The following is a 25,634-nucleotide window of genomic DNA, read 5'->3' as shown; positions in this document are numbered from 1 at the left end:
GCCATCAGTGTCCTCCTGCGCCATCATTGAAGAAGGAAGCATCATGCCGATCACCCCACAAGAAGCCCTGCTGCGCTGCATCGAACACCGCGAAATCTTTCACGACGAAATGCTGTACCTGTTCCGCCAGATCATGTCCGGCGAAATGTCGCCCACCATGATCGCGGCCCTCACCATGGGTTTACGCGTGAAAAAGGAAACCATCGGCGAAATCGCCGCCGCCGCGCAAGTGATGCGCGAGTTTTCCACCAAGGTGCCCATGGCCGACACCACCAACCTGCTCGACATCGTCGGCACGGGCGGCGACGGCGCGCACACTTTCAATATCTCCACCGCCTCGATGTTCGTGGCGGCGGCAGCCGGCGCGCGCGTGGCCAAGCATGGCGGACGCAGCGTCTCGTCCTCGTCCGGCAGCGCCGACGTGCTCGACTCGCTGGGCGTCAACATCAACCTGCAGCCCGAGCAGATCGCCCAGTCGATCGCGCAAACGGGCATCGGCTTCATGTACGCACCGAATCACCATGCGGCCATGAAGCATGCAGCGCCCGTGCGCCGCGAACTGGGTGTACGCACGATCTTCAATATCCTCGGTCCGCTGACCAATCCCGCCGGTGCGCCGAACATTCTGATGGGCGTGTTCCACGCCGACCTGGTCGGCATCCAGGTACGTGTGCTGCAGCGCCTGGGCGCGCAGCATGCCATCGTCGTGTATGGACGCGACAATATGGATGAAGTGTCGCTGGGCGCGGCCACCATGGTGGGCGAACTGGTCAACGGCGAAATCCGCGAGTATGAAATCCATCCGGAAGACTTCGGCATGTCGATGATCGCCAGCCGCAACCTGAAGGTGGCCAACTCCATCGAATCGAAGGCCAAGATGATGGAAGCGCTGCGCGGCGAACCTGGTGCGGCGGCAGACATCGTCGCCCTGAACGCGGGTACGGCGCTGTACGCGGCCGGCGTGGCCAGCTCGATCGAAGACGGCCTGGCGCGCGCGCGCACCGCCGTCAGCTCGGGCGCCGCCCTGGCAAAACTGGAACAATTCGTGCAGGTGACGCAGCAGCTGGGCACACCAAAGCAAGCGTAAGCTCCGCACCCTCCTTTAGAATAGCGACCATCATGTCCGACATACTCGATAAAATCCTGGCCGTGAAGGCCGACGAAGTGGCGAAGGCGAAAGCCCATCGCAGCCTGGCCAGCCTGCGCGGCGACGTGGAAAGCGACAGCGCCCTGCGCGCCAATCTGCGCGGCTTCGAGGCGAGCCTGCGCCAGCACATCGCCGCCGGCAAGCCCGGCATCATCGCCGAAGTGAAAAAGGCCTCGCCGTCGAAAGGCGTGATCCGCGCCGACTTCCGCCCGGCGGACATCGCCGCCAGCTATGCGGCGCATGGCGCGGCCTGCCTGTCCGTGCTGACGGATGAACAGTTCTTCCAGGGCTGCGTGGATTACCTGCAGCAGGCGCGCGCCGCCTGCGCCATTCCCGTGCTGCGCAAGGACTTCATGGTCGACATGTACCAGATCTATGAAGCACGCGCCATGGGCGCCGACTGCATCCTGCTGATCGTCGCGGCGCTCGACCATGGCCTGATGGCGGAGATGGAAGCGTGCGCCCACGAACTGGGCATGGGTGTGCTGATCGAGAGCCACGATGGCGACGAACTGACGGCGGCACTCAAGCTCAAGAGCGCGCTGATCGGCATCAACAACCGCAACCTGCGCACCTTCGAAACGTCGCTCGACACGACCATCAATCTCTTGCCGCGCATCCCGCAAGACAAATTGATCATCACGGAATCGGGCATCCACAGCACGGCCGATGTGCAACGCATGCGCGACGCTCACATCCACAGCTTCCTGGTGGGCGAAGCGTTCATGCGCGCACCAGACCCCGGCGTGGAACTGGAACGCCTGTTCAGTTAAACCATGGTAGGCTAGGAGCCATGAGACACGCGATCACCATCCTTGCCGCCACTGTCCTGCTGTCGGCTTGCCAGACTGCGGCCCCGCCAGGGGAGCGCAGGCCCTCGGCATTGGAGCGCACGCCCGCACCTACGCCCCCTGGCACGCCGGCCGCGCTACAGCTCGCGGCCAACATCGACGCCTACAAGTCGCTGGTGGCGCAACAGATCATGGCGGCCAACGGCGCATATACGTTCAGCGGGCGCCTGCCGCCCATGTTGCCGGCCATCGTCGTGCTCGACCTGAGCGTGGGCCCCGACGGCGAGCTGAAAAGCGTGCATGTACACCGCTCACGCGACAGCGAAGCCTCGGCTGCGGCGCTGGCCGCCGTGCGGCGCGTGCAAGAACTCTTTCCGCCGGCTGCACACCTGATGCTCCGCCACGCCAGAACCTTCGATTTTTCCGAAACCTTCCTGTTCAACGAGCAGTACCGATTCCAGCTGCGGACATTGTCCGGTCCTCAGTAAACGCGCAAGCATCGAGTTCGATGCGGTCGCGTCCCCGCTCCTTGGCCAGGTACAGGGCCGCATCGGCGCGCGACAGCAATTCTTCCAGCCCCTCCACCACCGATGCCTGACAAGCGACGCCTATGCTGACGGTACACGAAGGCAGTCCCGCATGACTGGACTCGCGCAGCAAGGCGCGTATGCGTTCGGCCACGCCCAAGGCATTATGCACAGGCATATCCGGCATCAGCACGACGAACTCCTCGCCGCCGAAACGCGCCACGCAATCCGATTCGCGCAAGGCGCCTTTGATCACGGTGGCCACATGCGCCAGCACCTGGTCTCCCACCGCGTGGCCGTAGCGGTCATTGATCGATTTGAAGTAATCGAGGTCGATGCTGAGCAGTGTCAATGGCACACGGCGGCGCCGCAGATTATCTATCTCGCGCGCATAGGCGTCGCCAAAGCCACGCCTGTTCAGCACCTGCGTCAGCGGATCGTGGGTCGAGCGGCGCTCCAGTATCTGCTGCAGCCGGCGCGTCGCCACCGTCATGAAGCCCACCGTCAGCAGCAGCGCCATGAAATTGGCGACCGCCAGATAGATGCCCGCCGGCGTGCCGGCCACCGCCAGGTTCACGCTGGCGCCGCCATGCAGCAACGCCGACACGCCGCGCGCCAGCACCACGACAGCTTGCAGCAGCATCAGCGCGCCAAAGAAAAAACTCGAGAAATGGCGTTCGCCATGACGCCATACCAGTTGCACCTGGCGCGCATAAAACAGGAAGACCAGCAGAGAGAAGACCGCGACGCGCGCCGAGAAGTCGGGGTGCACCAGCAGCCACCAGCTATTGCCGGCGATAGCCAGGGCAAGTATCAGCAGATAGGCGCGGCGACTCGTCGCCAGGCCATAGAATTTCTCCGTGCCCAGCATCGACAGGCCGATGCCGGCCACCAGCGCAGCATTGGCCGCGATCATGGACAATGCCGGCGGCAGCACCTCGCGGGTGCCGAACAGCAGGGATGCGCACACCAGCAACAGCAAACCAGCCGCCCAATGCCCCAAGCCATGCACCTCGCGCCGGAAACTGCGATACACCGAGAACATGACAATGCTCATCGCCCCGCACATCAGGGTCGTCATCAGCATGATCGTTCGTGGATCGAGGGTTTGCACGTTGGGCGCGATCTAAAAGAAACAGTTCGGCAATTTTAGTTTAGTTGAAGGAAAATTAGTTCATTTGCGGTAAATATGATGGCACAGCGCCAATATTGGTGGATAACTTGCATTTAAGAAGTTGCATCCTGAAATGAAAAACCGGCCATAACGGCCGGTTCTCTGTCTTAACGCATGACCATCAGCATCATGCCGCGCTAGGACGCTTCGGCCCCGTGGCTTTCTTTGGCGCCGGCAGCAGTGTCAAGCTGACGCCAGGCACGCGGTCGCCCTGCAATACGCTGGCAAACGTCATCAGCTCGTCGCGGCGGAAGGCGTGGATGGCCACCCTGGCGCCGACGGCGTAACGGCCCAGCAAGGTATCCAGGTTGGTGCCCGTCACGCGCAAGCCATCGACGGCCACCAGCACGTCGCCCGCCGACAGGCCGGCCACATGGGCGGCGCCGCCCTGGTGCACCTGCGCCAGTCTGGCATCGTTGCCGTCGCGGCCCAGCGTGACGTCGAGGCTGGGCTTTTCCGCCTTGCGCGCGTCGCTGTATTTCACGCCGAACGGCGCCAGCAGGCGCGCCAGCGGCACATCGTCCGTGCCGCGGATGTAGCGCTCGAAGAACGGCTTCATGCGCGTGCCGCAGACCTCATCGAACAGGGCTTCGACTTCGGCCGGCGTCACGCCGCGGCCCTTGCCCTTGTAGAAATCGCGGCCATAGCGCTGCCACAGCGCCTGCATCACGTCGTCCAGCGACTTTTCACCGTTCGTCTTGCTGCGGATCGTCAGGTCGAAGGCCAGCGCGATCAGCGAACCCTTGGTGTAATAGCTGACGATGGCGTTCGGCGCGTTTTCATCCTGGCGGTAGTACTTGCCCCAGGCATCGAAGCTGGAATCGGCCACGCTTTGCTTGGTACGGCCACTGCCGCGCAGCACACTGTTGACGGTCTTGCCCAGCAGCTTGAAATAGGCTGCCTCGTCGATCAGGCCCGCGCGCACCAGCATCAGGTCGTCGTAATAGCTGGTGAAGCCTTCGAATAGCCACAGCAGCGGCGAATAGCTTTCCGCCTGCAGGTTGTACGGCGCAAAAGCGGCCGGCTTGATGCGCTTGACGTTCCATGTATGGAAGTACTCATGGCTGCACAGACCAAGGAATTTCAGGTAGCCCTCGCCGATCTCCGTGCTGCTTGACGCCGTCGTCGGCAAGTCGGCGCGGGCGCAAATCAGCGCCGTCGAGGCGCGGTGTTCCAGGCCGCCGTAACCGTCGCCGACGGCCATGGTCATGAACACATAGCGGTCCATCGGCGCTTTTTTTGTCTTCGGCTCGAAGAAGGCGATCTGCGTTTCGCAGATGGCTTTCAGGTCGCGGCACAAACGCGGCAAGTCCAGGTTCGGCACCTTGCCCGTGACGACGATATCGTGCGGCACGCCATGCGCCTTGAAGGTGGCCAGCGCGAAGTCGCCCATTTCCACCGGGTGGTCGATCAGCTCATCGTAGTTGGCCGCCTGGTAGCTGCCGAAACCATAGCGCTTCGCCTTGAGTTCCGGCAGGGTGGTGGCAACTCGCCAGGTCTTGCAGGCCGCATCCTTCGGCTGCACGATGTGCACCTCGTGCGGCTCGGCTTCCTGGCCCAGTACACGCAGGAACACGCTGGTGCCATTGAAGAAGCCGTGATTCTGGTCCAGGTGCGCGGCGCGCACGGACAAATCCCAGGCGTAGACATCGTATTCGACCGTCAAGGCGCCCTTGCACGGAGCCGCTTGCCACGAATGCTTGTCCAGCTTGGCCAGCGCCACGGCCTTGCCCTCGGACTCGGCGCGGATGCTGACGATGTTGCGCGAAAATTCGCGGATCATGTAGCTGCCCGGGATCCAGGCCGGCAAGGACAAGACCTGGCCGATGGCGGCCGGCGACTTGACCGTCAAGGTGACCTTGAACATATGGCCAGCCAGATCGGAGGCGGCGATGCTGTAGATAATGCCGGCGGCGGGCGCCTTGGCGATGCTTTTTTTAATTGGAGCTTTTTTCATGTTTTTCTCGTGTCTGGCATGGATGTTCTAAAGTCGCCCGGGCGCGCCATGCACCGGCGACAAATCGTCAGGTGTATCAATATCGCGCAAGATGCCGCTGTCGTCCACTGTCACGTCGCATACGGCATGGCTGTTGACGATGCTGCGCGCGCCCTGGTCGCCATCGAGCGCCAGCAGCAGCGGCAAGTGAAAGGCACTGAACGCGACAGGGTTGCCGCGCCGGCCCTGGAAGACGGGCACGGCGATGTGCGCGCCATCGCCGATGGCTTGCGACAAGGCGGCGATTGTAGCCGGTTCTACGCAAGGCATGTCGCCCAGGGCAATCAGCCAGCCCGGCGCGCCGCGCACGTAATCGATGGCGCAGGTGAGCGAGGCGGCCATGCCCGTATCGGCATCATGGCAGACGCGCACCTCGCAGCCCAGCGCACCGAGCGCGCGCGCCACCTGCGTGTCGTCGGCACGCACCACCGCCAGCACGCGCGGCAAGGCGGCCAGCATATTCCTGGCCGCCGCCACCACGACCGGCAAGCCCGCATGCGGGCCTTCCGTCAACGGCTGCAATAATTTGTTCTGCACGCCGGAAGGATCGAACCTGCGTCCCCTTCCGGCTGCCAGCAAGATGCCGACCGTACTCAAAAAACTGCTACCGTCATGCGGCCGCCAGGTCGAACGGCAGCTTGCGCAGGCGCTTGCCCGTCAGCGCGAACAGCGCATTGGCGAAGGCGGGCGCCAGCGGCGGCACGCCCGGTTCACCCATGCCCGTCGGCGCGTCGCCCGACGGCACCAGGTGCACTTCGATCACCGGCATGTCGGACATGCGCGGCACCGGGTAGTCGCCGAAGTTCTGCTGCTGCACCACGCCATCCTTGAGCGTGATGGCCGCGCCGGGAATGGTCATGCCCAGCGCCATCAGCGCGGCGCCCTGCACTTGCGCCTCGATCGTCAGGGGATTGACGGCCAGGTTGCAATGCACGCCCGCCCACACCTGGTGCAGCTTGGGCGCGCCTTCCACTACCGACGCCGTCACCACGTAGGCGACCACGGAATTGAACGATTCATGCATGGCCACGCCCCAGGCTTGGCCCTTCGGCAGCTTCTTCTTGCCATAGCCCGACTTGGCCACGGCCAGGTCCAGCGCGGCGATGTGGCGCGTGTGCTTCGCGTCGATCAGCTGCTTGCGGTAGGCGACGGGGTCCATCTTCGCCACATGCGCCGCTTCGTCGATCAGGGTTTCCATGACGAAGGCCGTATGCGTCGAGCCGACGGAGCGCCACCACAGCACGGGCACGTTCGCCTTGGCCGTATGCACGGACAGCTTCATCGGCAAGGTATACGGTTCGCCCATGCCTTCGACCATGGTGCCGTCGACGCCATTTTTCACCATGAAGGCTTCGAACGGCGTGCCGGCCATGATGGACTGCCCGACGATGGTATGGTCCCAGGCGAGGATCTTGCCCTTCGCGTCGAGACCGATCTGCGCGCGGTGCACATGCGACGGCCGGTAGTAGCCGCCCTTGATGTCATCCTCGCGGCTCCACATCAGCTTTAATGGACCGCTCTTGCCCGCCGCCCGGTACGCCTTGGCGACATTGACGGCTTCGACCACGTAGTCGGACGAGGGCACGGCGCGCCGGCCGAAGCCGCCGCCCGCCATCATCGTGTGCAGGGTCACCTGTTCGGGTTTCAGGCCAGAGGTGGCAGCGATGGCCGCCTGGTCGCCCGTCTGAAATTGCGAGCCCACCCACATCGTGCATTTGTCGGCCTGCAGGTCGACGACGCAGTTGAGCGGCTCCATCGGCGCGTGTGCCAGATAGGGGAATTCGTAGACGGCCTCGATTTTTTTCGGCGCCTTGGATAATGCGGCGACATCGAATGCGCGCGCCACCGTACCCGGCGTCTTGGCCAGCGCTTTGAAGGCCGCCAGTTGCTGGTCGCTGCTGACCTTTTCCACCGCGCTGCTGTCCCACTCGATCACCAGCGCATCGCGCCCCTGCTTGGCCGGCCAATAGCCGTCGGCAATCACCGCCACGCCGCTGCCGCCACGGTCGGTTTTGACTTCCAGCACCTCCAGCACGCCCTTGATGGCCTTGGCCTTGCTGGCGTCGAACTTCGCCACTTTCGCGCCAAACACGGGCGGGCGCGCCACCATGGCCACTTTCGCGCCGGGCGGCTTGAAGTCGATGCCGAACTGCTGTTTTCCCGTGGACTTGGCGGCCGCGTCGAGCCGTTTCACGGGTTGGCCGATGATGGAAAAATCGCGCGGGTCCTTCAGCTTGACGCTGGCAGGCACGGGTTGGCGCATGGCCGCGTCGGCAAGTTCGCCATACGTCGCCTTTTGCCCGCCGGGGCCATACAGCACGCCTTTCGCGGCGCGCACCTGGTCAGGACTGACTTTCCATTGTGCGGCAGCGGCGCCCACCAGCATGGCGCGCGCCTTGGCGCCGATTTCTCGGTACTGCGTAAACGAATGGGCGATGCTGCCGGAGCCGCCCGTCATCTGCATGCCGTAGGCGGCATCCTTGTACTGCTCGCCGGCTGGCGCCAGCGCGCCCGTTACCGTCGACCAGTCGGCGTCGAGTTCCTCGGCGATCAGCATGGGCAAGCTCGTTTGCACGCCCTGGCCAAATTCCAGCCGGTTCACCTGCACCGTCACCGTGTTATCGGGGGCGATGTGCAAAAAGGCGTTCGGCGCGTACACGGGCTTGGCGGGGGCGGCATCGGCCGCCTGCGCCAGCTTGCCTGCGCCGGGCAGGAAAAAGCCCAGCATCAAGCCGCCGCCGGCCACCGCGCCGGCCTTCATGAAACCGCGCCGCGAGACGCCATCGGCCGCGCCAACCACAGCCACCGGCGCCGATGCCAGCGCCGCACCCAGGGTCACGCCGCCATGCTGCAATGCTTCCTGATTCAACCATTCGATACGCATGTCGCTCTCCTCAGGCCAGGGTCTTGGCCGCGTCCTTGATGGCCGCGCGGATCCGTTGATAAGTGCCGCAGCGGCAGATATTGCCGCTCATGGCGCCGTCGATGTCGGCATCGCTGGGCGCCTTGTTGCTGCGCAGCAGCGCCGTGGCGCTCATCACCTGGCCGCTTTGACAGTAGCCGCATTGCGGCACGTCGTGGCGCACCCATGCCGCCTGCACGGCCTTGCCCACCTGGTCGTTTTCCATCGCTTCGATGGTGGTGATTTTCTGTGCGCCGACCGAGGAAATCGGCGTGATGCAGGAGCGGATGGGCTGGCCGTCGAGATGCACCGTGCAGGCGCCGCACAGGGCCGCGCCGCAACCGAATTTGGTGCCCGTCATGTTCAGGTTATCGCGCAGCGCCCACAAGATGGGCGTGGAAGGATCGGCGTCGACCTGCGTGTCGCGTCCGTTGATATTCAAGGTAATCATCTGCTGCTTCCCCTTTTTTGGATTGTTATGGCGTCTACAAACAACACTTGATGATACGACAGCGGAAAAAAGTACAAAAAAAAGCGCGCCTTGCGAGGGCGCGCCGTCCAGCCTTCCTGGCGACAGCCCGGATTACTTAATGGTCGAGAATTTCTGTTCCAGGGTCTTCGCATCGACCGCGCCCGGAATGCGGCTGCCGTCGGCAAAGAAGATGGCCGGCGTGCCCGAGACGCGCAACTGCTGGCCCAGGGCCAGGATTTTTTCATGCGGGTTGGCGCAAGTGGCGGCGACCGTGGCTGGCGCCTTGCCGTTCAACATCCAGTCATCCCAGGCCTTGTTGCGGTCCGGTGCGCACCAGACATTGCGCGACTTGACGATGGAGTCCGGCGACAGGATGTTGTACATGAAGGTGTAGACGGTGACGTTGTCGATTTCCTTCAGCGCGTTCTGGCGGAAGCGCTTGCAATAGCCGCAGTTCGGATCTTCGAACACGGCGATCACGCGCTTGCCGTTGCCCTTGACGGATTTCATGGCCGAGTCGAGCGGCAGGTCGGAGAACTTGATGCGGTTAACTTCGTCCAGGCGCACCTTGGTCAGGTCTTGCGAGGTCTTGGCATCGAAGACGTGGCCCACGAACAGGTATTGCGCGGCCTTGTCCGTGTACAGGATATCGCCACCCGTGCGCACTTCGTACAGGCCGCCGTACGGCGTTTCCTTGACTGAATCGACCTTGGCGCCTTCGCCCAGACGCGGCTCGATCAGCTTTTTGATGCTCGCTTCCGTTGGCGTTTCCGCGCCGGCGCACGACATCATCAGGCCCGAGGCCATCAGCAAGGCGATTTTGCTCATGCTTCTGTTCATTGTTATCACTATCACTTCTCCACTTGAAACGCCTGACGGAACTGGCCTCTGGCCCGGCGAAATTATCTTTTAAACAAAACGAGCGCCGCAGACCAGCTGCGGCGACCTTGAATTTTCACTGCTACCATTATCCAGCGATATCTTAAGACTTACTGATTTTCACTGATGCCCCAATGCGTGCGCAATCATTTTCCGCTTCAGGGCCGGTAATTTATCCAGCAAGTTTAATCCCAAATTGCGAACCACGCGCAGCGGTTCCAGATCGGCGCCGAATAATCGCGCCAGGCCATCGGTGGCCAGCTGCATCAGCAGCACGTCTTCCTTGCGCGCGCGCGCATAGCGGGCCAGCACGCGTTCGTCGCCGATGCCGCGGTGCGCTTCGCGTTCGCTGATCGTCTTGACCAGCTGCGCCACGTCCGCAAAACCCAGGTTCATGCCGTGGCCGGCCATCGGATGTACCACGTGGGCGGCGTCGCCCACCAGGGCCACGCGCGGCGCCACCATGGCGTGCGGACGCATCAGGGTCAGCGGAAACGCGCGCACCAGTTCCGGCTGCAGCGGCGTGAGCTTACCCAGTTTGTCATGGCAATACGCGGCCAGGCGCGCGGCCAGGGCGTCGGCCGATTCGGACATCAAGGTATCGGCCAGCGCATCGGGCGCCGACCAGACCAGCGAAACGCGCTCGCCCGGCAGCGGCAGCAGCGCGACGATGCCTTCGCTGCCCGTAAACCACTGGTGGGCCGCGCCATGGTGCGGCTTTTCGCAGGCGAAGTTGCTGACCACGCCGCGCTGGCCGTAGGAGCGGTAATCGAGGCCGATGTCGCACTGACCGCGCACCCACGATTGGGCACCGTCCGCGCCCACCACCAGCGCGCAGGTGATGGTATCGCCGCCGTCGAGGTGCACGATGGCCGAGTCATTCGTCCATTCCAGGCGACTGGCGCGGCCCTGCAGCACGCTGACGTTCGGCGCGAATTTCAGGGCGGCGTCCAGCGCCTGGCCCAGGTTGCGGTCTTCGATGATCCACGCCAGGGTAGCCACATGGGCGCCGTAGGCGTCGAAACCGAGTCCGCCCGCCTGCGCGCCGTCGCCGTTGACCAGCATGGCGTCGACGGGCGCCACCCTGTCGGCCGCCAAAGCGCCCCACACCTTCAGCGACGACAGCAACTGGTGCGCCGTGTGATTGAGCGCATACACACGCACATCCCAGCTGGCTTCGACCGGCTTGGCGGCCGAAGTGGATGTGGAGGCGGGCGGGCTCACCGGGGATAACAGGGTGACGCTTTGTCCGGCCTGGGCAAACGCCAGCGCCGTGGTTTTCGCGATGGCGCCGTTGCCGACGATGCAAACGTCGCTGTGGCTGTGCATGAAGCGCCGCATGGTAGGGGGATTGGGACTGTTCATGCGGCCATTATAGCGTTTGCCCCACCCTTTTCAGATAGTCCGGAAGTACAGGACGCGTGCCCCAGATCAAGCGGCGCCATGAAACACGGGCAGCACGTAGTGCGCGATCTCCTGCAAGGTCTCGGCCAGCGGGCGGCGGTTCTGCCGCAGCTGCAAGCCGATATGCTGCACGCCGGCCGCACGCCGCGCATGGTCTTCCGGCGTGCCCGGATAAGCGAGCCAGCCATCCATCTGCGCGCCGATCCAGGCCGATGCTCAAAACCTGCTTTCCCAGCTTGTTCATCGCAATCATCGTCTTCTCCTCAATCCCACTGCGGCGCCAGGCCGTGCGGGTTGGCCAGGCGCTCGCCACGCTCCAGCGTCGCCATCTGTGCCATCTCGTCCGGCGACAGGGTGATGCGCTGGAAATGCAGGTTCGCTTCCAGGTTGGCGCGTTTGGTCGACGACGGGATCACGGCAAAGCCCTGCTGCAGCGACCAGCTCAGGGCCACTTGCGCCGGCGTCACGCCGTGTCTGGCCGCAATCGACATGATGACCGGATCGGCGACCACCTTGCCGTACGCGAGCGGCATGTAGGCCGTGATGTGGATGCCCTGGCTGCGCGCGAACTCGACGACGGTGCGGTTTTGCAGGAAGGGGTGGATCTCGATCTGTTGGGTGGCGATTTCTGCCGCACCCACCGTATCGATGGCTTGCCGCAGCTGCGCGTTCGTGAAATTCGACACGCCGATGGCCCTGGTCAGCCCCTGCGCCTTGGCTTCCAGCAGCGCCGCCATGTACTCGGCCACGGGAATGGCGTCCTGCGGCGACGGCCAATGGATCAGCGTTAAATCCAGCTGCTCCAGCTGCAGCTTGCGCAGGCTTTCCTTCAGGCTGGGTATCAGCTTGTCGCGCTGCAGGTTCTCGATCCAGATCTTGGTGGTGACGAACAGCGCGTCGCGCGGGACGGCGCTGGCGGCGATCGCCTGGCCCACTTCGGCTTCATTGCCGTAGATTTGTGCCGTGTCGATATGCCGGTAGCCGACGTCCAGCCCCGTGGCGATGGAATCGATGACGACCTGGCCTTGCAGGCGGTAGGTGCCCAGGCCGATTTCAGGGATGGCGGTGTGTCGGGTAGTCGTGTTCATGCGGCAGTCCTCTCAAACAAATGTCGATGACCACACTATGCGCCCATCCTTTGTTGAGAAAAATGCCGTTTATATCAAATCATATTTGACCCGCAGGCAAGTAATGTGATGACCATGCAGGAAATCGGGGAAAAGTCGCAGCCGGCTCTTGCATTCCCGTTTTGGTCTGCTATAATTCGCCACCTTGGCCTGGTAGCTCAGTCGGTAGAGCAGAGGATTGAAAATCCTTGTGTCGGTGGTTCGATTCCGCCCCGGGCCACCAAGAATTCGTAATACTTTCAAAAACGCCACCTTCGGGTGGCGTTTTTTGTTTGTGGGCCGTATAGTCATACTCCTCATTTCCCGCACGTCGTCGCCCCCCCTCCGCAATCCCCAAACGCTCTTGCATCCGGTGCAGCACATCGCTCCAACTTACCCGTCCAGTCGCATCACGCAGGTCGGAGGCAGCCAGACCACAGGAAAGTTTTCCCATGTGAAACATGTTAAAATTACATAAAAATCAACGGCGAGCCGCCTCGTGCGGAGAACTCTTATTTATACGATCAAAGGATAACGAGAATGAAAAAATGGTTCGTACTGGCCTTCACAGCCTCACTTGCCAGTATCTGCGCAGCCCAAACCAAGCCAGCTGTCAATAAAATACAAACAGTCGCTAGCACGGCAAAACAAGTAAGAAAGACTCCTGTTGCGTCATTGCCGCCAATCAAACAAGAACAAAAAAAACCGGTCAGCTTTTCAATGAGCATGATCGAAAACGGTCGCATCGATCCCGCATACGAGGGTTTTCCTGTCAGTGAAATCGTGGCAGCCGTGCAAAAAATCACAGGGGCCAGCAAGGGGGAGTTTGAGTCAACAGCCGATTTCAATGCAAGAAAGATAGCCAGCCTGAACGAAAAAGTAATTGGCGAGTCAACCCTGAATGATTACTTTGCGCTTGCTCTACCGGTTAAAAAAGGCGGGAAGTATAAGGAGGGGCTGGCATATGACTTCAATGCGGACACGGGGGGAGTACGCTTGTTTGCGCTGCCAAATAAGCTATCCATGAACGGCATTGGCGCCCCTGACTACGATACAAACAAGCGCCAATATACGGACCTGGATCAGTTCGACTTAGACTTTAAAGTAATCGCAAAAGACACTTATGAGGCCAGCAATGCTTATGGCGCAACCGTCGTCGTTGAAAAAACAATGTCGGTAAGACTTGGTGTCGCAGTAAACAAGATTCCATTTTTAAGTGCCAGACGGGAGAAAGCTTACACAAATCCTTCCCCTGTCGCGCAATTCACCCTGGAAAACGCTAACGCAGCCAAGGAGCTTCCAGCATTAAAAGCGTTGATCGTGATGAAGATTGCCTCTCCTTATCTCATCTATGATTACTTCTACGCAAAACCGACAAGAGATGACCCAAAAGAAATGTCCATGCAAAGCAAGTACCTGACTGGAAATATTTTAGGAATTGTTTTCTATTCCGGAATCACTGGTGAAGTTTTTGGACGGGTACCAGAATCCTTTGGCCGACCTGAGGTAAAACAAGAAGTAAATGCTCAAACACAGGCTGCACAGCCGGAATGACAGTAACTTTTTATCAGTAGATAACTTTACCTGCCGCCGATACCATCCCGGCCCGCACTCACTCTCAGCGGCACCGGGCAATCACCCTCTTACCACATCAAATCATCCGGAATCTGGAACGCCGCATACGGATCGTCCTCGTCCACTTGCGTGCTGGCCTGTTTCACGCGCACGACGATGGCCGGATCGCGTTCGGCGATCTTGTCGGCGATGATGCGCGGCACCAGTTCCACGGCGCCGCCCAGGCAGACGATCACCAGACGGCCCGCCACCAGGTGAGCTTGCACGGCGGCCGTCACGTAGATGCGCTCGATCTTGTTATTAAAAGTGAAGTTGTACGGCAGCTCGCCGTGGTTGCCCTTGCTCTGGCGGTTTTTTTGCACCATTTGCGCAATCTGCGCCACGATGGCTTTCTGGTTGGCGGCCGCGTCGCGCTGGGCGTTCAGCTCGCGCGCGCGTTCCGCGTTCTTGCGCTGCGTCTCGAGCGCGGCCAGGCGCACCTCGTCGACGCTTTGCGTGCCGCTCTTGCGCTCGTCCTTTTTTTGCTTGCTCTTGTCCTGGTTGGCCAGCTTGACCTTCTTCTTGTCGACCAGGCCGGCCTTTAAAAACTGCTCTTGCAACGAGACCATAACTACTCCGTATTGAGGGTGCGCCGGCCAAGGCAGCGGCATCGGCCGGTGGAAAGACGCTAGCATAGCAAAAAACAGGGCCGCTGCCGCCGCAACATGACTGCCCGGAGCCGCCGGTGGACGTCTGGCGCCTGGCGGTAACAAAAAGACACACACGAGTGGAAATTTTGTTGATAAATGTCATATAGTTAGTTACGTTCTGCATATCGGCAGTGAGCTGCCGATTGCACGTTCCCTTCCATCGCCTGCGTCTACAAGGATTTGCCATGAAACAATTAATCGCCCTCTGCATCGCTGCCGCGTTTGCCAGCACCGCCTTTGCCGCCGCACCGGAAGCGGCCCCAGTCGCCAAGACGGCGCAACAGTCGAAAATGACCACCTGCAATGCCGATGCCGCCGGCAAGAAAGGCGATGAGCGCAAAACCTTCATGAAGGAATGTCTGAGCGCCAAGCCAGCACCTGCCATGACGCAGCAAAACAAGATGAAAGCGTGCAATGCCGACGCCAAGGACATGAAGGGCGACGCGCGCAAGGCATTCATGAAAGAATGCCTGAGCGCACCCAAGAAGTAAGCGCCGGTTCGAAGCGCCAGTGTGCGCTTCACCCCACAGCGCCAGCCGAAAGGCTGGCTTTTTTTTGTTCCGAATATGGAGTTCCCTTTTGCCCTATCGCCTGCCCCCTTCCTCTGCCAGCAGCCTGCTGGCCACCGCCTGCCTCGCCATCGTCCTGAGCGGCTGTCACACGGCCACGCCGACGCCGGTCGCGGCACCTGCCGTGCGCGTGCCGGCCAGCATGCCGGCTGCTTGCACCCAGCCAGCCTGGCCCCCGGGCGAGAAACGGCGCGGCGCCCAAGGCAGAGTGACCTTGCACTTCACGGTGGAGGCGGACGGCAAGGTCAGCGCAGCGGCTGTCATCCGCTCCAGCGGCTATCCCGCCCTCGACCAGGCGGCCCGCGATGCGCTGGCCAAGTGCGTCTTCCAGCCGGAAACGCTGGACGGCAAGCCCGTCGCCAGCAAAGTGATCATGCCCTACGAATGGATCAATGCATCCGTCGACAAGACTGAACGTTGAACGCCGGCAACCATGCTTAATGATCAAGATGACATGGGGAAAGATAGCGCGTAGTATTTAGTCAACCTACTGCTCAGTACGGTTACATGGCATCCTGGAGAAAGGACGGCAGCGTGGCGGCGTCGAACGATCTCGCGCACTGGCGCGGCCAGGTCTTCAAGCACCTGCTGCAGATGGTGCTGCTGCTTGGCTTCGTGACGGCCATTCCCAGCGCCTTGCTGGCCGCGAGCGAAGCCATCTGGTCCATTGTCGCCCTCGACTTGCTGGCCATCGGCTGGATCGGCGTCATCTGGCATCTGCGCGCCATGCCCTACCGCTGGCGCGTGTGGCAATTCCTCATCGTCGCCTACCTGGTAGGCGTGGGCCTGCTGCTGAAAATCGGCCCCGTCAGCCAGATCTACATGATGCTCATGCCCGTGCTGGCGGCACTGCTGCTGGGCATGCGGCCAGCCCTGTCCACCCTGGCCCTGACCTCGCTGACCATCTTTTTCCTGGGCCTGCACCCCGACGTCGCCCTGCACCTGCCGGGCACGCCCGACTCTCCCGTGCTGCGCGCGCTGATCGTGGCCCTGAACTTCCTGTTTATCGCCGCCGTGCTGACCCTGTCCTGCGCCTTCCTGCTGCGCCACCTGGAAGACAGCAGCCAGGCCCTGTCGCAACGCAACGCCGAGCTGCGCTTGACGGCCACGGCGCTGGCCCGCCTGAACGACATGGTGATGATCGCCGAAGTGCTGGACGGCCCGCCCGGCCCCGGCGCCGGGACGGTATCGGCCACGCGCATCATCTTCGTCAACGACGCCTTCAAGCGCAGCAGCGGCTATGCGCGCGCCGAGGTGCTGGGCCGCAGCCTGCTGTTCCAGCAGGGCCCCGCCACCGATGCGGGCGAACTGGCGCGCGTCGCCGCCGCCATGGCCAGCGCCCAGCCGGCCAGGGCGGAATTGCTGAACTACAACAAGGCCGGCAAGGCGTACTGGGTCGAAGCGGAACTGGTGCCGTTTACGGATGCGGACGGCAGGCAAACGCACTGGGTGGCTGTCGAACGCGAAATCGACGAGCGCAAGCGATCGGAAGCGGACATCCACCGCCTGGCCTTCTACGACGTGCTGACGGGCTTGCCCAACCGGCGCCTGCTGATGGACCGCATCGCCCATTTGCTGGCCGCCGCGCCGCGCGACCAGTCCATCAGCGCGCTGATGTTCATCGACCTCGACCACTTCAAGCACATCAATGACGCGCGCGGCCATGCCACCGGCGACGCGCTGCTGCGCCTGGCGGGAGAACGGCTGGCACAGCTGATGCGCAAGGCCGACACGGTGGCGCGCATCGGCGGCGACGAATTCGTCGTACTGCTGGCGCACCTGGCCGATGACTTGCACGGCGCAGCCCATGCGGCGGCCCAGGTGGCCGAGAAAATCCGTACCGCCATCGCGCGCGACTTTGATATCGAGGGGCAGTCGTATCATTGCAGCGCCAGCATCGGCGTGACCCTGCTGCCGAAAGCGGGCCAGCAGGCGCACGACTTGCTGCGCGAAGCCGATATCGCCATGTACCGTGCCAAGGCGGAAGGACGCAACGGCATCGCCTTCTTTGAAGCGGCCATGCAAGCGGACGTGGAGCGTCGCCTGACCCTGGAACGGGCGCTGGCACGCGCCCTCGACATGGGCCAATTGTGCATGCACGTGCAGCCCCAGGTCGACCGCGATGGACGGGTCACGGGCGCCGAAATGCTGATGCGCTGGCCGCAGCCGGACGGCAGCTTTATCGCACCGGGCATCTTCATCCCCATCGCCGAGGAATCGGGACTGATCGTCAGGCTGGGGCACTGGGCCCTGCGCGAAGCGTGTCGCGCCGCCTGCCTGCTGGCGCAGGCGGGATCACCCGTCGCCCTGTCCGTGAACGTCAGCCCGGCCCAGTTTCGCCAGCCCGATTTCGCCTCCCGCGTGCAGGCGGCGCTGGCCGAACACGGCACGCCGGCCGGCGCCCTGATCCTGGAATTGACGGAAGGCTTGCTGATCGACCAGCGCGACGCCTCGCTGGCGCGCATGCGCGAACTGGCGACACTGGGCATCCGCTTTTCCATCGATGATTTCGGCACCGGCTATTCCAGCCTCGCCTACCTGACCTCGATGCCGCTGTACGAACTCAAAATCGACAAGCGCTTCATCGACGACACGCCGCGCGACGCGGCCATCGTGCAAGCGATCCTGGCCATGGCGCGCCACCTGGGCTTGCGCGTGGTGGCCGAAGGCGTGGAAACGCAGGAGCAGGCCGACTTCCTGGTCGCCCACGATTGCGACGGCTTGCAGGGTTACCTGTATGCGCGGCCGATGCCGCTAGCCGACTTTCTCGCCTGGCTGGCCCGGCGGCAAGCTTAGCTTTCCGACATTTCCTGTACGAAACTCCTCCGCTAGAATACCGGCCTCATAGCCTGTACCTTCACCATCCCCTTTGATTAAAGCGATCCCCGATGCGTCTGGTTCTTCCCCTGCTGCCGCTCCTGCTGCTATCTCTGCTGCCCGCCGTGCATGCGGCCCCTTCCACCACCGCCCCCACGCCCATCACCCTGGACCAGGCCATGGCCGATCCCGACTGGATCGGTACTCCCGTCGAAGCGGCATGGTGGGGCTGGAATGGCCAGCTGTATTACAAGCAAAAACGCCTCGGCTCGCCCCTGCGCGACACGTATCAAGTGGCAGGCGCGAACGCCAAACTGAATAGCGGCAAGAAGGTCGACGACGCGCAACTGGCCCATCTCGATGGCCAGCAGATGCTCGTCAACCGGGCCGGCACGCGCGCCATCTTGCTGCGCAACGGCGACTTGTTCGAGCGCGACCTGAAAAACGGCGCCTTGACGCAAATCACGCGCGGCGTCTCGGCCATCAGCGACCCGCAATATTCCGCCGACGGCGGCGCGGTACAATACCGCAGCGGCACAGACTGGTTCAGCTGGAGCCGCGTTGACCGCCTGAGCGCGCCCGTCGCCCTGCTGCGCGCGGCCAAGGACCCGGACGCCAAGCCGGAAGCGGACGCCCTGCGCGAACTGCAGCTGCGCCTGATCGTCAACCTGGCGCGCCAGAAGCAAGACCGCGACGCGGCCCGCGAACGCCGCCAGGAAGAGCGCCGCCTGGACGCCACGCGCGCGCCGGAACCGATCTACCTGGGAGATAAAGTCACGATTTCCGGCAGCGCCCTGTCGCCGGATGGCCGCTGGCTGCTGTTCGTCACGCAGGACAAGGCCGCCGAGAAGGGCAAGCTGGGCAAGCTGGCCCGCTACGTCACGGAAACGGGCTACCCGGAAGCGGACGACGAGCGCACGCGCGTGGGCCGCAACATGCCGATCGCGCAAAGCCTGAAACTGGCCGACTTGCGCACGGGCCAGGTGCGCGACATCGCTTTCGACAGCCTGCCCGGCATCGCCGTGGATCCGCTGGCGCTTCTGCGCGCCGAACAAAAGCTGCCGCCGTTGAAAGGCAACCGTCCCGTGCGCATCGACGCCCAGCGCGACGGCATCGCCTGGACCGATGACGGCAGCAAAGTTGCCGTGCGCGTGCGCGCCATCGACAACAAGGACAGCTGGCTCGCCACCGTCGACCTGGTCAACGGTGCCCTGGTGCCGGTGCACCGCATCAGCGACGCGGCCTGGGTCAACCGCCGCGCCGACGAATTCGGCTGGCTGCCCGACAACGCCACCCTGTGGTACCTGTCCGAGGAAAGCGGCTACGCCCACCTGTACACGAAGACGGGCGCCGCTCCGGCTCGCGCCTTGACCAGCGGCCAGTGGGAAGTGAGCGCCGTCGAATGGAGCCGCGACGGCAAAATCGCCTATTTCATGTGCAACCGGCAAGCGCCTGGCACGTATGACGTGTGCGCCAGCACGGCCAGCGATGGCGGCGCGCGCGAAGTGACGAATTTGAAAGGCGTGGAAAACTTCGGCCTGTCGCCCGATAACGGCAAGCTGCTGCTGCGCTACTCCACCAGCTATATGCCGGCCCAGCTGGCGACGATTTCCGTTGCAGGCGGCAAGGCGAATATCCTGACGGATACGCGCAGCGAGGCCTTCAAGGCGCGCATTTGGGTCATGCCGGAATTGGTGCAAGTGCCGTCCACGCATGGCGCGGCCCCGATCTGGGCCAAGCTGTATCGCCCGGCGCAGCTGCAAGCGGGTAAACAATATCCGATCGTCATGTTCGCGCACGGCGCCGGCTACCTGCAGAACGTCACGCAACGTTACCCCGTCTACTTCCGCGAGCAGATGTTCCACAACCTGCTGGTCGAGCAGGGTTACATCGTGCTCGACGTCGACTACCGCGCCTCGCTCGGCTATGGCAGCGCGTGGCGCACGGCCATCTACCGCCAGATGGGCCACCCGGAACTGGAAGATTTCATCGATGGCGCCAATTGGCTGGCACAGCAGCACCAGGGCGACATCCGGAACGTGGGCATCTATGGCGGCAGTTATGGCGGCTTCATGAGCCTGATGGCCCTGATGCGCGCGCCGGACGTGTTCAAATCCGGCGCCGCCCTGCGCCCCGTGACGGACTGGACCACCTACAACCATGAGTACACGGCGAATATCCTGAACACGCCGGACATCGATCCGCATGCGTATAAAATCTCGTCGCCCATCGAATACGCGGACAAACTGACGGGCAACCTCCTGATCGCCCACGGCATGATCGACGACAACGTGTTTTACCAGGATTCCGTGCGCCTGTCGCAGCGTTTGATCGAGCTCAAAAAGGATAACTGGGAAATGGCCAGCTACCCGATGGAACGCCACGGCTTCGTGCAGCCGGAAGCGTGGTATGACGAGTACCGCCGCATCTATCAGTTGTTCCAGAGAACATTGAAGTAAACCTCGATGCCCGCTTGTATGCGGGCATTTTTTATGTACAGCTTACTCAGTCAAACGGCACCGGCCTCGGCGTCGTGTCCGACGATGGCGGCAGGATCGGCAGCACGAGCTGCGGCTGCTTGCCCGTCAGGGTCTTCAGGAAAGCCACCAGCTTGCCATTTTCATCGGGCGTAAAGGTGCGGCCCAGTTGCAAACGGCCCATCACATCGACGGCTTGCGTCAGGGTCGCCGCTTCGCCATCGTGGAAGTAGGGGTAGGTCAGCTCCACGTTGCGCAGGGTCGGTACCTTGAAATTGAAACGGTCGGCATCCTTGCCCGTCACGGCCGAGCGCCCTTGCGCCGTCATCGCCGTCTTGTACGGTTCCACCACGCCCATCTTCTGGAAGGTGTTGCCGCCCACGGCGGGACCGTTATGGCAGGCGATACAGCCGCTGGATTTGAATAACTGGTAGCCGGCCAGCTCGTCTTTCGTCAACGCGCTTTTCTTGCCCATCAGCCATTGGTCGAAGCGGGAACCAGGGGTTACCAGCACTTCCTCGAAGGCGGCGATGGCGCGCGTGACTTGCTCGATGGTCAATTTATCCTGGCCGAACACTTGCCGAAATTCCGCGCGGTAGGCAGGAATCGAGGCCAGCACATCGATGGCCAGCTCATGCGTAAAAGCCATCTCGCCGGGATTGGCGATGGGACCGCCCGCCTGCTCCTGCAAATCCTTGGCACGGCCATCCCAGAACTGCGCCACGTTCATGCTGGAATTGAGCACCGTGGGTGAATTGATGGGCCCGCGCTGCCAGTTGTGGCCAATCGAAGTCTTGATGTTGTCCGTGCCGCCCATGCTCAGGTTATGGCAACTATTGCAGGAAATAAAGCCCGAGCGCGACAGGCGCGGGTCGAAAAACAATTTCTTGCCCAATTCGACCATCGCCGGATTGGCCACCTTGGCGGCAGTGATCGGCTGGATCGGTTCCTTTTCGGCGGCATGCAGCACGCAGCCGAAGGCCAGGCTGGTGATGAAAAGGATGGGTGAGAGGGTGCGGCGCATAGTCTAACTCCTGGAAACATTCCCGAATCGGCGGCACGCGCCGGCGCGGGAATGCAGCGCACCGGCCCGGTTGCCACCCGTACATCACTGATTGGATGTTGATTTATATTAACTTTGACTGCTTGGCAATGAAAATGACGGGGATCAAGGTTCTGGCCAAGTGCGAATCGTGCTTGCCATTCGGGCAAGCGTGGCACATGATGAAGGCATGCAAACGCCAACCTACTCCGTCCTGCGCGCCACGTGCGCCGCCATCCTGCTGCTGCTCACCAGCGCCTGCGGCAGCGCCCCCGCACAAGATGCGCCGCCCGCCCCCGGCAATGCCGGCTTGCTGGCACAAATCCAGGCGGAAGTGGGCGCCGCCGCCTGCGATTCCACGCAGCAATGCCAGACCCTCGCCATCGGCGCCAAGGCCTGCGGCGGCCCCGAGCGCTACCTGGCCTGGTCCAGCAAAAGCTATGACGGCAAGAAACTCAAGGCACTGGCCCAGGCGCAAGCCGAGGCGAGCCGCAAGCAGCAGCAGGCGGACGGCATGATGTCGACCTGCTCCATCGTCACGGATCCGGGCGCCACCTGCGAGGCGGGACGCTGCGTGCTGCAAAAGAGCACCATGGGCGGCAGTTCGGCGATGTAAAAAAAGCCGCTGGATCAGCGGCTTGGGGGGGGGCTGCAACGCGTCAGGACTGCAGCTGCAAGGTCTTGATAATTTTGCTTTCCACCTTCTCGCCCGCGCCCGAGGTGGCATTCTTGCTTTCCTTGCGCAACAACAATAAATGGTCGCCGCTGACGCCATACTGGCGCGTCTCGTCCGTCTTTTGCGTAAAGCTGATGACAACGAAAGCGCGCCCGCTCACGTCAAAGTGGAAATGGCTGGCCAGCGGCGTGCCGTCGGCGGCGATCCACACCTCGATGCCGCCCTCGAACTTCTTCACATACTTGCGGTCCTTTTCCGGCACCTTGTCGAGCGACAAGGTAAAGCTGAGCAGGCGCGCCGGCTTGCCCTTGTAGTTATCGATCTTCTCGCCGCTGAACACGGCTTCCTCGATTTCGCGCGACAGGGCATCGGCCGCCGACACCATGGAGTGCAGCTCCGTCGCCTTCATTTCTCCCAGCGCAAAGCCGATCGGCGTCTTGACCTTCGGATCTTTCACCCTGGCGCGCTGCTCGGCTTCCACTTTCGCCAGCACCTCCTTACTGTAGAGCACCTGCAAGCCCGCCGGCCCGCTGTCGACAGCCACCGTGGCCTGGCCGCTATCGTCTTCCGCCGCCTTGCCCTCGCCCTCGCGGCGCCAGGTTTTCGATTCGACCTGCGCCTTGATCGGCATCTGCCCCTGCAAACGCGCCAGCGCCGCATTCAGATCGGCCAGGCCATCTGCCCGCGCCGTACCGCAAAACAAACTGAACAAGCCAGCAGCCGCCAGGCCTTGCACTCCAATACATCGCTGCATTGCCACATCCCTTCAGCTCATACAAGGATGCCAAAACACCATGTTTTGGCCATCTGTTGCATTTGAACACAGCTAGCTCTGGTCAGGTAGAAAGTCTTTCTGCTATAATTCGCCGCCTTGGCCTGGTAGCTCAGTCGGTAGAGCAGAGGATTGAAAATCCTTGTGTCGGTGGTTCGATTCCGCCCCGGGCCACCAAGAATTCAGCAGTACATAATAAAAAGCCAACCTTCGGGTTGGCTTTTTATTTGCAGGCTCAAAAAAATCTTTGCCCCGGTCCATCTATGATGCCCGGTAGGCCACCGTACTTCGGGCGGCTCCGCTTGTTGCTCAGCGTTAATATACTCCACCATGCCGAGCACGACCGCCTGAGATCAGGGCCTAGGCCTATTCAGTTCTTGGCACCCATGCCTTAACCTTTGCAAACATTTTTTCATGCGCCGCGGCTGTCTCATTGCTGTCAAAGGAAGCAAGCAGCCTGGATAGGGTTGCGGCTTTATGACCTCTGAAGCTAGATAAGAGGCACCAGAAATAAGCTTGCTGAATATCCTGCGGGACGCCTCTGCCGTAAAGGTACATCAAGCTCAAATTGTACTGCGCGCCAGCATCGCCTTGATCAGCCGCCCGGCGATACCATTTAACCGCTTGCTTCTCATCCTTGGTAGGCCCGCGACTGCTGGCATACAGTACTCCCAGATTGTATTGCGCATCGACGTAGCCTTGTTCCGCAGCCTTGCGATACCAGGTCGAGGCTTCCTCTTCGTCACGCGGCACCCCTGTACCGTTGGCATAAGCCAATGCCAAACTGAACTGTCCCCGCGAACTCCCCTGCGCCGCCGCTTTTCGATACCAGCTCACCGCTTGCTGCTCGTCTTTCGGGACACCATCCCCAGTGGCGAACACCAAGCCCAATTCAAGCTGTGCGTTGGCATGCCCTTGTTCAGCAGCCTTGCGATACCAGCTCACCGCCTGCTGTCCGTCCACAGGCATGCCCCATCCGTCTGCCGCTGCCGTTCCCATACGATATTGAGCGCGAGCAAACCCATCATCGGCGGCTCTGCGATACCAACTGATAGCTTGTACTGGATCCTTGGAAACCCCATGTCCGAATTCGTACATCACTCCCATGAAAAACTGGGCGAGAGCGTAGCCCTGCTCTGCCGCCTTGCGATGCCAAGCCAGAGCCTGTTGCCAATCCTGGGGGACTCCCTTGCCTTTGCCGTACATCACGGCCAGGTTCTGCTGCGCATCGGCCAAGCCCTGCTCCGCAGCTTTTCGATACCATGAAACCGCCCGTTGCTCATCTTTTGAAGTACCCACGCCGTTGGCGTGCATCTCGCCCAATTTGTTCTGCGCCACCGCATTACCATCCGCAGCAAGTTTCGCGTAGCCCGTTAAAGACGCAGCGTAATCTTTCGTCTCATATGCCGTGTTAACTTCGTCTAATGTCGGGGACGACATAGCGGCTTCGGCAGCAAGTGCGAGTGTCAACAGACATGTCAAAAAATAGAATTTCATGTTGAATGACCTTTATCAGAAAAAATTTCTTCCAAACCATTTTGACGGAAAGTCGCTACATTCGAATGCGGGCCGAAGCGTTCGGCCGATGATCGGGATATCCACGGTAAGGTTCCCGCTGCTAGAGGTCGTTCGTGCCATCGATATCAGGGGCAAACGCCGTCGAAGTTGACGTTTATTTCGAAGAGGCACTCGGACTGGTCAGCGGATAGTGTCTCCCTTTTATGCGGCAGCCGATGACCAGAATGAGAGATCGTTGCCCTTGATCAACTATGGTTTGCTGTGCGCACACCGCACTCTGGGATGCCAGATTGATTGCACCATGTTGATTTTCAGGAATTATCTCGAAGATAAATAAAAGTGTGATTTATTTGATACCGACCAGCATCGGAATTGAAAATCCTTATATCGGTGGTTCGATACCACCCGGGCACCAAGAATTCAGCAGCACATAGCAAAAACCTTCCATCCCGCCGCTATGTACGCAAACGTACGGACTACAGCCGCCCAAGGGCCCATGCTGCAGGCAGACCACACACCCTTCCCGCCGCCAGCGCCCTGCGCGACACGGCGCAACGGCCACCTGGCCAGCTCTCCCCGCCACACCGCCATGCGAAACTCGCGCCCGACGCCGTCGAGCCGTTCCGTACATAACGGCACACTGCCAAAGGATGCATCATGAAACCTACCCTGATACTGCTCGCGCTCGTCTCTACCCTGGCCTTGACCGCTTGCCAGCGCGAAGCGCCACCCGCGCCTACCGTCGTGCAAGTCGTTCCCGGCCCGGCCGGCGCGCCTGGTCCTGCCGGCGCTACCGGTGCCAAGGGCGCTGAAGCCCCTGCCGGCGCGACGGGTGCCACCGGCGCCACGGGCCAGACCGGCGACAGCGGCATGCAAGGCAACGATGGCGCCAAGGGCGACGCTGGTGTTGCCGGCGATGAAGGCGCCAAAGGCGACACCGGCGCCAAGGGCAAGACGGGCGATACGGTGATTGTCGTTCCACCACGTTAATCCGAGCGACATCGGACACCACAACGCCAACCCCTGCGGTTGGCGTTGTGCGTATGCGCTGTACCGCACAGTAACATCGGCCGCATCAGCCTATCCTGTCCCTATTCAATG

At 61.9% G+C, this 25,634-nt stretch carries 22 protein-coding genes, 2 tRNA genes and 1 pseudogene; 12 read left to right on the top strand and 13 right to left on the bottom strand.

Annotated features, from left to right (window positions below; translation table 11 throughout):
- Nucleotides 1–43: 43 nt before the first annotated feature.
- From trpD to O0882_RS22320, 3 genes are read left to right on the top strand one after another with little or no spacing between them, the layout of a single operon-like run.
- Nucleotides 44–1,087 carry an anthranilate phosphoribosyltransferase gene (gene trpD, locus O0882_RS22330; RefSeq protein WP_289951595.1) on the top strand — a complete coding sequence of 348 codons (1,044 nt, stop codon included), beginning with the start codon at nt 44–46 and terminating at the stop codon, nt 1,085–1,087.
- Between the two features lie 32 nt (nt 1,088–1,119).
- Entirely contained in the window at nt 1,120–1,920 is an 801-nt protein-coding gene (gene trpC, locus O0882_RS22325) for an indole-3-glycerol phosphate synthase TrpC (RefSeq protein WP_289951592.1), read from the top strand.
- Between the two features lie 20 nt (nt 1,921–1,940).
- Entirely contained in the window at nt 1,941–2,426 is a 486-nt protein-coding gene (locus O0882_RS22320) for a hypothetical protein (RefSeq protein ID WP_289951590.1), read from the top strand.
- Here the strand turns inward: O0882_RS22320 and O0882_RS22315 are convergent.
- The 9 genes and pseudogenes from O0882_RS22315 to dkgB form a co-directional block, all read right to left on the bottom strand.
- Complete coding sequence (locus tag O0882_RS22315; protein WP_289951588.1) at nt 2,377–3,552, bottom strand: GGDEF domain-containing protein; 1,176 nt, start codon at nt 3,550–3,552, stop codon at nt 2,377–2,379. The genes O0882_RS22320 and O0882_RS22315 overlap by 50 nt on opposite strands.
- 214 nt (nt 3,553–3,766) lie before the next feature.
- Entirely contained in the window at nt 3,767–5,596 is a 1,830-nt protein-coding gene (locus O0882_RS22310; protein WP_289951586.1) for a M61 family metallopeptidase, read from the bottom strand.
- 27 nt (nt 5,597–5,623) lie between these two features.
- Nucleotides 5,624–6,232: a nucleotidyltransferase family protein gene (locus tag O0882_RS22305; RefSeq protein WP_289951584.1), complete on the bottom strand. Its 609-nt coding sequence runs from the start codon at nt 6,230–6,232 to the stop codon at nt 5,624–5,626.
- A gap of 13 nt (nt 6,233–6,245) precedes the next feature.
- The gene (locus O0882_RS22300; RefSeq protein ID WP_289951582.1) at nt 6,246–8,519 is read right to left on the bottom strand and encodes a xanthine dehydrogenase family protein molybdopterin-binding subunit; all 2,274 of its coding nucleotides are present in this window, start codon (nt 8,517–8,519) and stop codon (nt 6,246–6,248) included.
- A 10-nt stretch (nt 8,520–8,529) separates the two neighbouring features.
- Nucleotides 8,530–8,988, bottom strand: coding sequence for a (2Fe-2S)-binding protein (locus tag O0882_RS22295; RefSeq protein WP_071079595.1), 459 nt, complete (start codon nt 8,986–8,988; stop codon nt 8,530–8,532).
- A 132-nt stretch (nt 8,989–9,120) separates the two neighbouring features.
- Nucleotides 9,121–9,837, bottom strand: a complete 717-nt coding sequence (locus tag O0882_RS22290; protein ID WP_242428528.1) for a DsbC family protein — start codon at nt 9,835–9,837, stop codon at nt 9,121–9,123.
- A 171-nt stretch (nt 9,838–10,008) separates the two neighbouring features.
- Nucleotides 10,009–11,253: an FAD-dependent monooxygenase gene (locus tag O0882_RS22285; protein WP_289951575.1), complete on the bottom strand. Its 1,245-nt coding sequence runs from the start codon at nt 11,251–11,253 to the stop codon at nt 10,009–10,011.
- 66 nt (nt 11,254–11,319) lie between these two features.
- A pseudogene (locus O0882_RS22280) lies at nt 11,320–11,502 on the bottom strand (LLM class flavin-dependent oxidoreductase); the annotation flags it as partial.
- Nucleotides 11,503–11,555: 53 nt separating this feature from the next.
- On the bottom strand, nt 11,556–12,380 hold the full coding sequence (gene dkgB, locus O0882_RS22275; RefSeq protein ID WP_289951574.1) for a 2,5-didehydrogluconate reductase DkgB: 825 nt from the start codon (nt 12,378–12,380) through the stop codon (nt 11,556–11,558).
- Between the two features lie 186 nt (nt 12,381–12,566).
- Here dkgB and O0882_RS22270 point away from each other — a divergent pair.
- Nucleotides 12,567–12,642 (top strand) — tRNA-Phe (locus O0882_RS22270).
- A 296-nt stretch (nt 12,643–12,938) separates the two neighbouring features.
- On the top strand, nt 12,939–13,952 hold the full coding sequence (locus O0882_RS22265; RefSeq protein WP_289951573.1) for a hypothetical protein: 1,014 nt from the start codon (nt 12,939–12,941) through the stop codon (nt 13,950–13,952).
- A gap of 89 nt (nt 13,953–14,041) precedes the next feature.
- Here O0882_RS22265 and O0882_RS22260 read toward each other — a convergent pair whose 3' ends face one another.
- Complete coding sequence (locus O0882_RS22260) at nt 14,042–14,581, bottom strand: DUF2058 domain-containing protein (RefSeq protein ID WP_289951572.1); 540 nt, start codon at nt 14,579–14,581, stop codon at nt 14,042–14,044.
- Between the two features lie 266 nt (nt 14,582–14,847).
- Here O0882_RS22260 and O0882_RS22255 point away from each other — a divergent pair, with 266 nt between their 5' ends.
- The 4 genes from O0882_RS22255 (at nt 14,848) to O0882_RS22240 (ending at nt 20,507) form a co-directional block, all read left to right on the top strand.
- Complete coding sequence (locus O0882_RS22255) at nt 14,848–15,153, top strand: PsiF family protein (protein WP_096233722.1); 306 nt, start codon at nt 14,848–14,850, stop codon at nt 15,151–15,153.
- An 88-nt stretch (nt 15,154–15,241) separates the two neighbouring features.
- Nucleotides 15,242–15,652: an energy transducer TonB gene (locus tag O0882_RS22250; protein WP_289951568.1), complete on the top strand. Its 411-nt coding sequence runs from the start codon at nt 15,242–15,244 to the stop codon at nt 15,650–15,652.
- A gap of 86 nt (nt 15,653–15,738) precedes the next feature.
- Entirely contained in the window at nt 15,739–18,027 is a 2,289-nt protein-coding gene (locus tag O0882_RS22245) for an EAL domain-containing protein (protein WP_289951565.1), read from the top strand.
- A gap of 92 nt (nt 18,028–18,119) precedes the next feature.
- Nucleotides 18,120–20,507 (top strand): S9 family peptidase, encoded by a 2,388-nt coding sequence (locus O0882_RS22240; protein WP_289951563.1) that lies wholly within the window; start codon nt 18,120–18,122, stop codon nt 20,505–20,507.
- 46 nt (nt 20,508–20,553) lie between these two features.
- Here the strand turns inward: O0882_RS22240 and O0882_RS22235 are convergent, their stop codons facing one another.
- Nucleotides 20,554–21,549 (bottom strand): cytochrome-c peroxidase, encoded by a 996-nt coding sequence (locus tag O0882_RS22235; RefSeq protein WP_289951561.1) that lies wholly within the window; start codon nt 21,547–21,549, stop codon nt 20,554–20,556.
- A gap of 208 nt (nt 21,550–21,757) precedes the next feature.
- Here O0882_RS22235 and O0882_RS22230 point away from each other — a divergent pair, with 208 nt between their 5' ends.
- Nucleotides 21,758–22,183 (top strand): hypothetical protein, encoded by a 426-nt coding sequence (locus O0882_RS22230; RefSeq protein WP_289951559.1) that lies wholly within the window; start codon nt 21,758–21,760, stop codon nt 22,181–22,183.
- 43 nt (nt 22,184–22,226) lie between these two features.
- Here O0882_RS22230 and O0882_RS22225 read toward each other — a convergent pair whose 3' ends face one another.
- Nucleotides 22,227–22,997: a hypothetical protein gene (locus tag O0882_RS22225; protein WP_289951558.1), complete on the bottom strand. Its 771-nt coding sequence runs from the start codon at nt 22,995–22,997 to the stop codon at nt 22,227–22,229.
- Between the two features lie 119 nt (nt 22,998–23,116).
- Between O0882_RS22225 and O0882_RS22220 the strand changes: the two genes are divergently transcribed.
- A tRNA-Phe gene (locus O0882_RS22220) sits at nt 23,117–23,192 on the top strand.
- A gap of 189 nt (nt 23,193–23,381) precedes the next feature.
- Here the strand turns inward: O0882_RS22220 and O0882_RS22215 are convergent.
- Nucleotides 23,382–24,512, bottom strand: coding sequence for a tetratricopeptide repeat protein (locus tag O0882_RS22215; protein ID WP_289951556.1), 1,131 nt, complete (start codon nt 24,510–24,512; stop codon nt 23,382–23,384).
- Nucleotides 24,513–25,190: 678 nt separating this feature from the next.
- On the opposite strand from O0882_RS22215, the gene O0882_RS22210 reads away from it, so the two are divergent.
- A complete protein-coding gene (locus O0882_RS22210) occupies nt 25,191–25,523 on the top strand; it encodes a collagen-like protein (protein ID WP_289951554.1) in 333 nt (110 codons plus the stop codon).
- The last annotated feature ends 111 nt before the right edge of the window (nt 25,524–25,634 follow it).

This window comes from Janthinobacterium sp. SUN073 (assembly GCF_030397665.1).
GTDB lineage: Bacteria > Pseudomonadota > Gammaproteobacteria > Burkholderiales > Burkholderiaceae_D > Janthinobacterium.
This window is presented reverse-complemented; position numbering and strand designations above follow the sequence as displayed.

Coding starts and splice junctions, on each gene's coding strand:
- trpD (WP_289951595.1), top strand. CDS start 44: ATGCCGATCACCCCACAAGAAGCCCTGCTGCGCTGCATCGAACACCGC.
- trpC (WP_289951592.1), top strand. CDS start 1,120: ATGTCCGACATACTCGATAAAATCCTGGCCGTGAAGGCCGACGAAGTG.
- O0882_RS22320 (WP_289951590.1), top strand. CDS start 1,941: ATGAGACACGCGATCACCATCCTTGCCGCCACTGTCCTGCTGTCGGCT.
- O0882_RS22315 (WP_289951588.1), bottom strand. CDS start 3,552: ATGCTGATGACGACCCTGATGTGCGGGGCGATGAGCATTGTCATGTTC.
- O0882_RS22310 (WP_289951586.1), bottom strand. CDS start 5,596: ATGAAAAAAGCTCCAATTAAAAAAAGCATCGCCAAGGCGCCCGCCGCC.
- O0882_RS22300 (WP_289951582.1), bottom strand. CDS start 8,519: ATGCGTATCGAATGGTTGAATCAGGAAGCATTGCAGCATGGCGGCGTG.
- O0882_RS22295 (WP_071079595.1), bottom strand. CDS start 8,988: ATGATTACCTTGAATATCAACGGACGCGACACGCAGGTCGACGCCGAT.
- O0882_RS22290 (WP_242428528.1), bottom strand. CDS start 9,837: ATGAGCAAAATCGCCTTGCTGATGGCCTCGGGCCTGATGATGTCGTGC.
- O0882_RS22285 (WP_289951575.1), bottom strand. CDS start 11,253: ATGAACAGTCCCAATCCCCCTACCATGCGGCGCTTCATGCACAGCCAC.
- dkgB (WP_289951574.1), bottom strand. CDS start 12,380: ATGAACACGACTACCCGACACACCGCCATCCCTGAAATCGGCCTGGGC.
- O0882_RS22265 (WP_289951573.1), top strand. CDS start 12,939: ATGAAAAAATGGTTCGTACTGGCCTTCACAGCCTCACTTGCCAGTATC.
- O0882_RS22260 (WP_289951572.1), bottom strand. CDS start 14,581: ATGGTCTCGTTGCAAGAGCAGTTTTTAAAGGCCGGCCTGGTCGACAAG.
- O0882_RS22255 (WP_096233722.1), top strand. CDS start 14,848: ATGAAACAATTAATCGCCCTCTGCATCGCTGCCGCGTTTGCCAGCACC.
- O0882_RS22245 (WP_289951565.1), top strand. CDS start 15,739: ATGGCATCCTGGAGAAAGGACGGCAGCGTGGCGGCGTCGAACGATCTC.
- O0882_RS22240 (WP_289951563.1), top strand. CDS start 18,120: ATGCGTCTGGTTCTTCCCCTGCTGCCGCTCCTGCTGCTATCTCTGCTG.
- O0882_RS22235 (WP_289951561.1), bottom strand. CDS start 21,549: ATGCGCCGCACCCTCTCACCCATCCTTTTCATCACCAGCCTGGCCTTC.
- O0882_RS22230 (WP_289951559.1), top strand. CDS start 21,758: ATGCAAACGCCAACCTACTCCGTCCTGCGCGCCACGTGCGCCGCCATC.
- O0882_RS22225 (WP_289951558.1), bottom strand. CDS start 22,997: ATGCAGCGATGTATTGGAGTGCAAGGCCTGGCGGCTGCTGGCTTGTTC.
- O0882_RS22215 (WP_289951556.1), bottom strand. CDS start 24,512: ATGAAATTCTATTTTTTGACATGTCTGTTGACACTCGCACTTGCTGCC.
- O0882_RS22210 (WP_289951554.1), top strand. CDS start 25,191: ATGAAACCTACCCTGATACTGCTCGCGCTCGTCTCTACCCTGGCCTTG.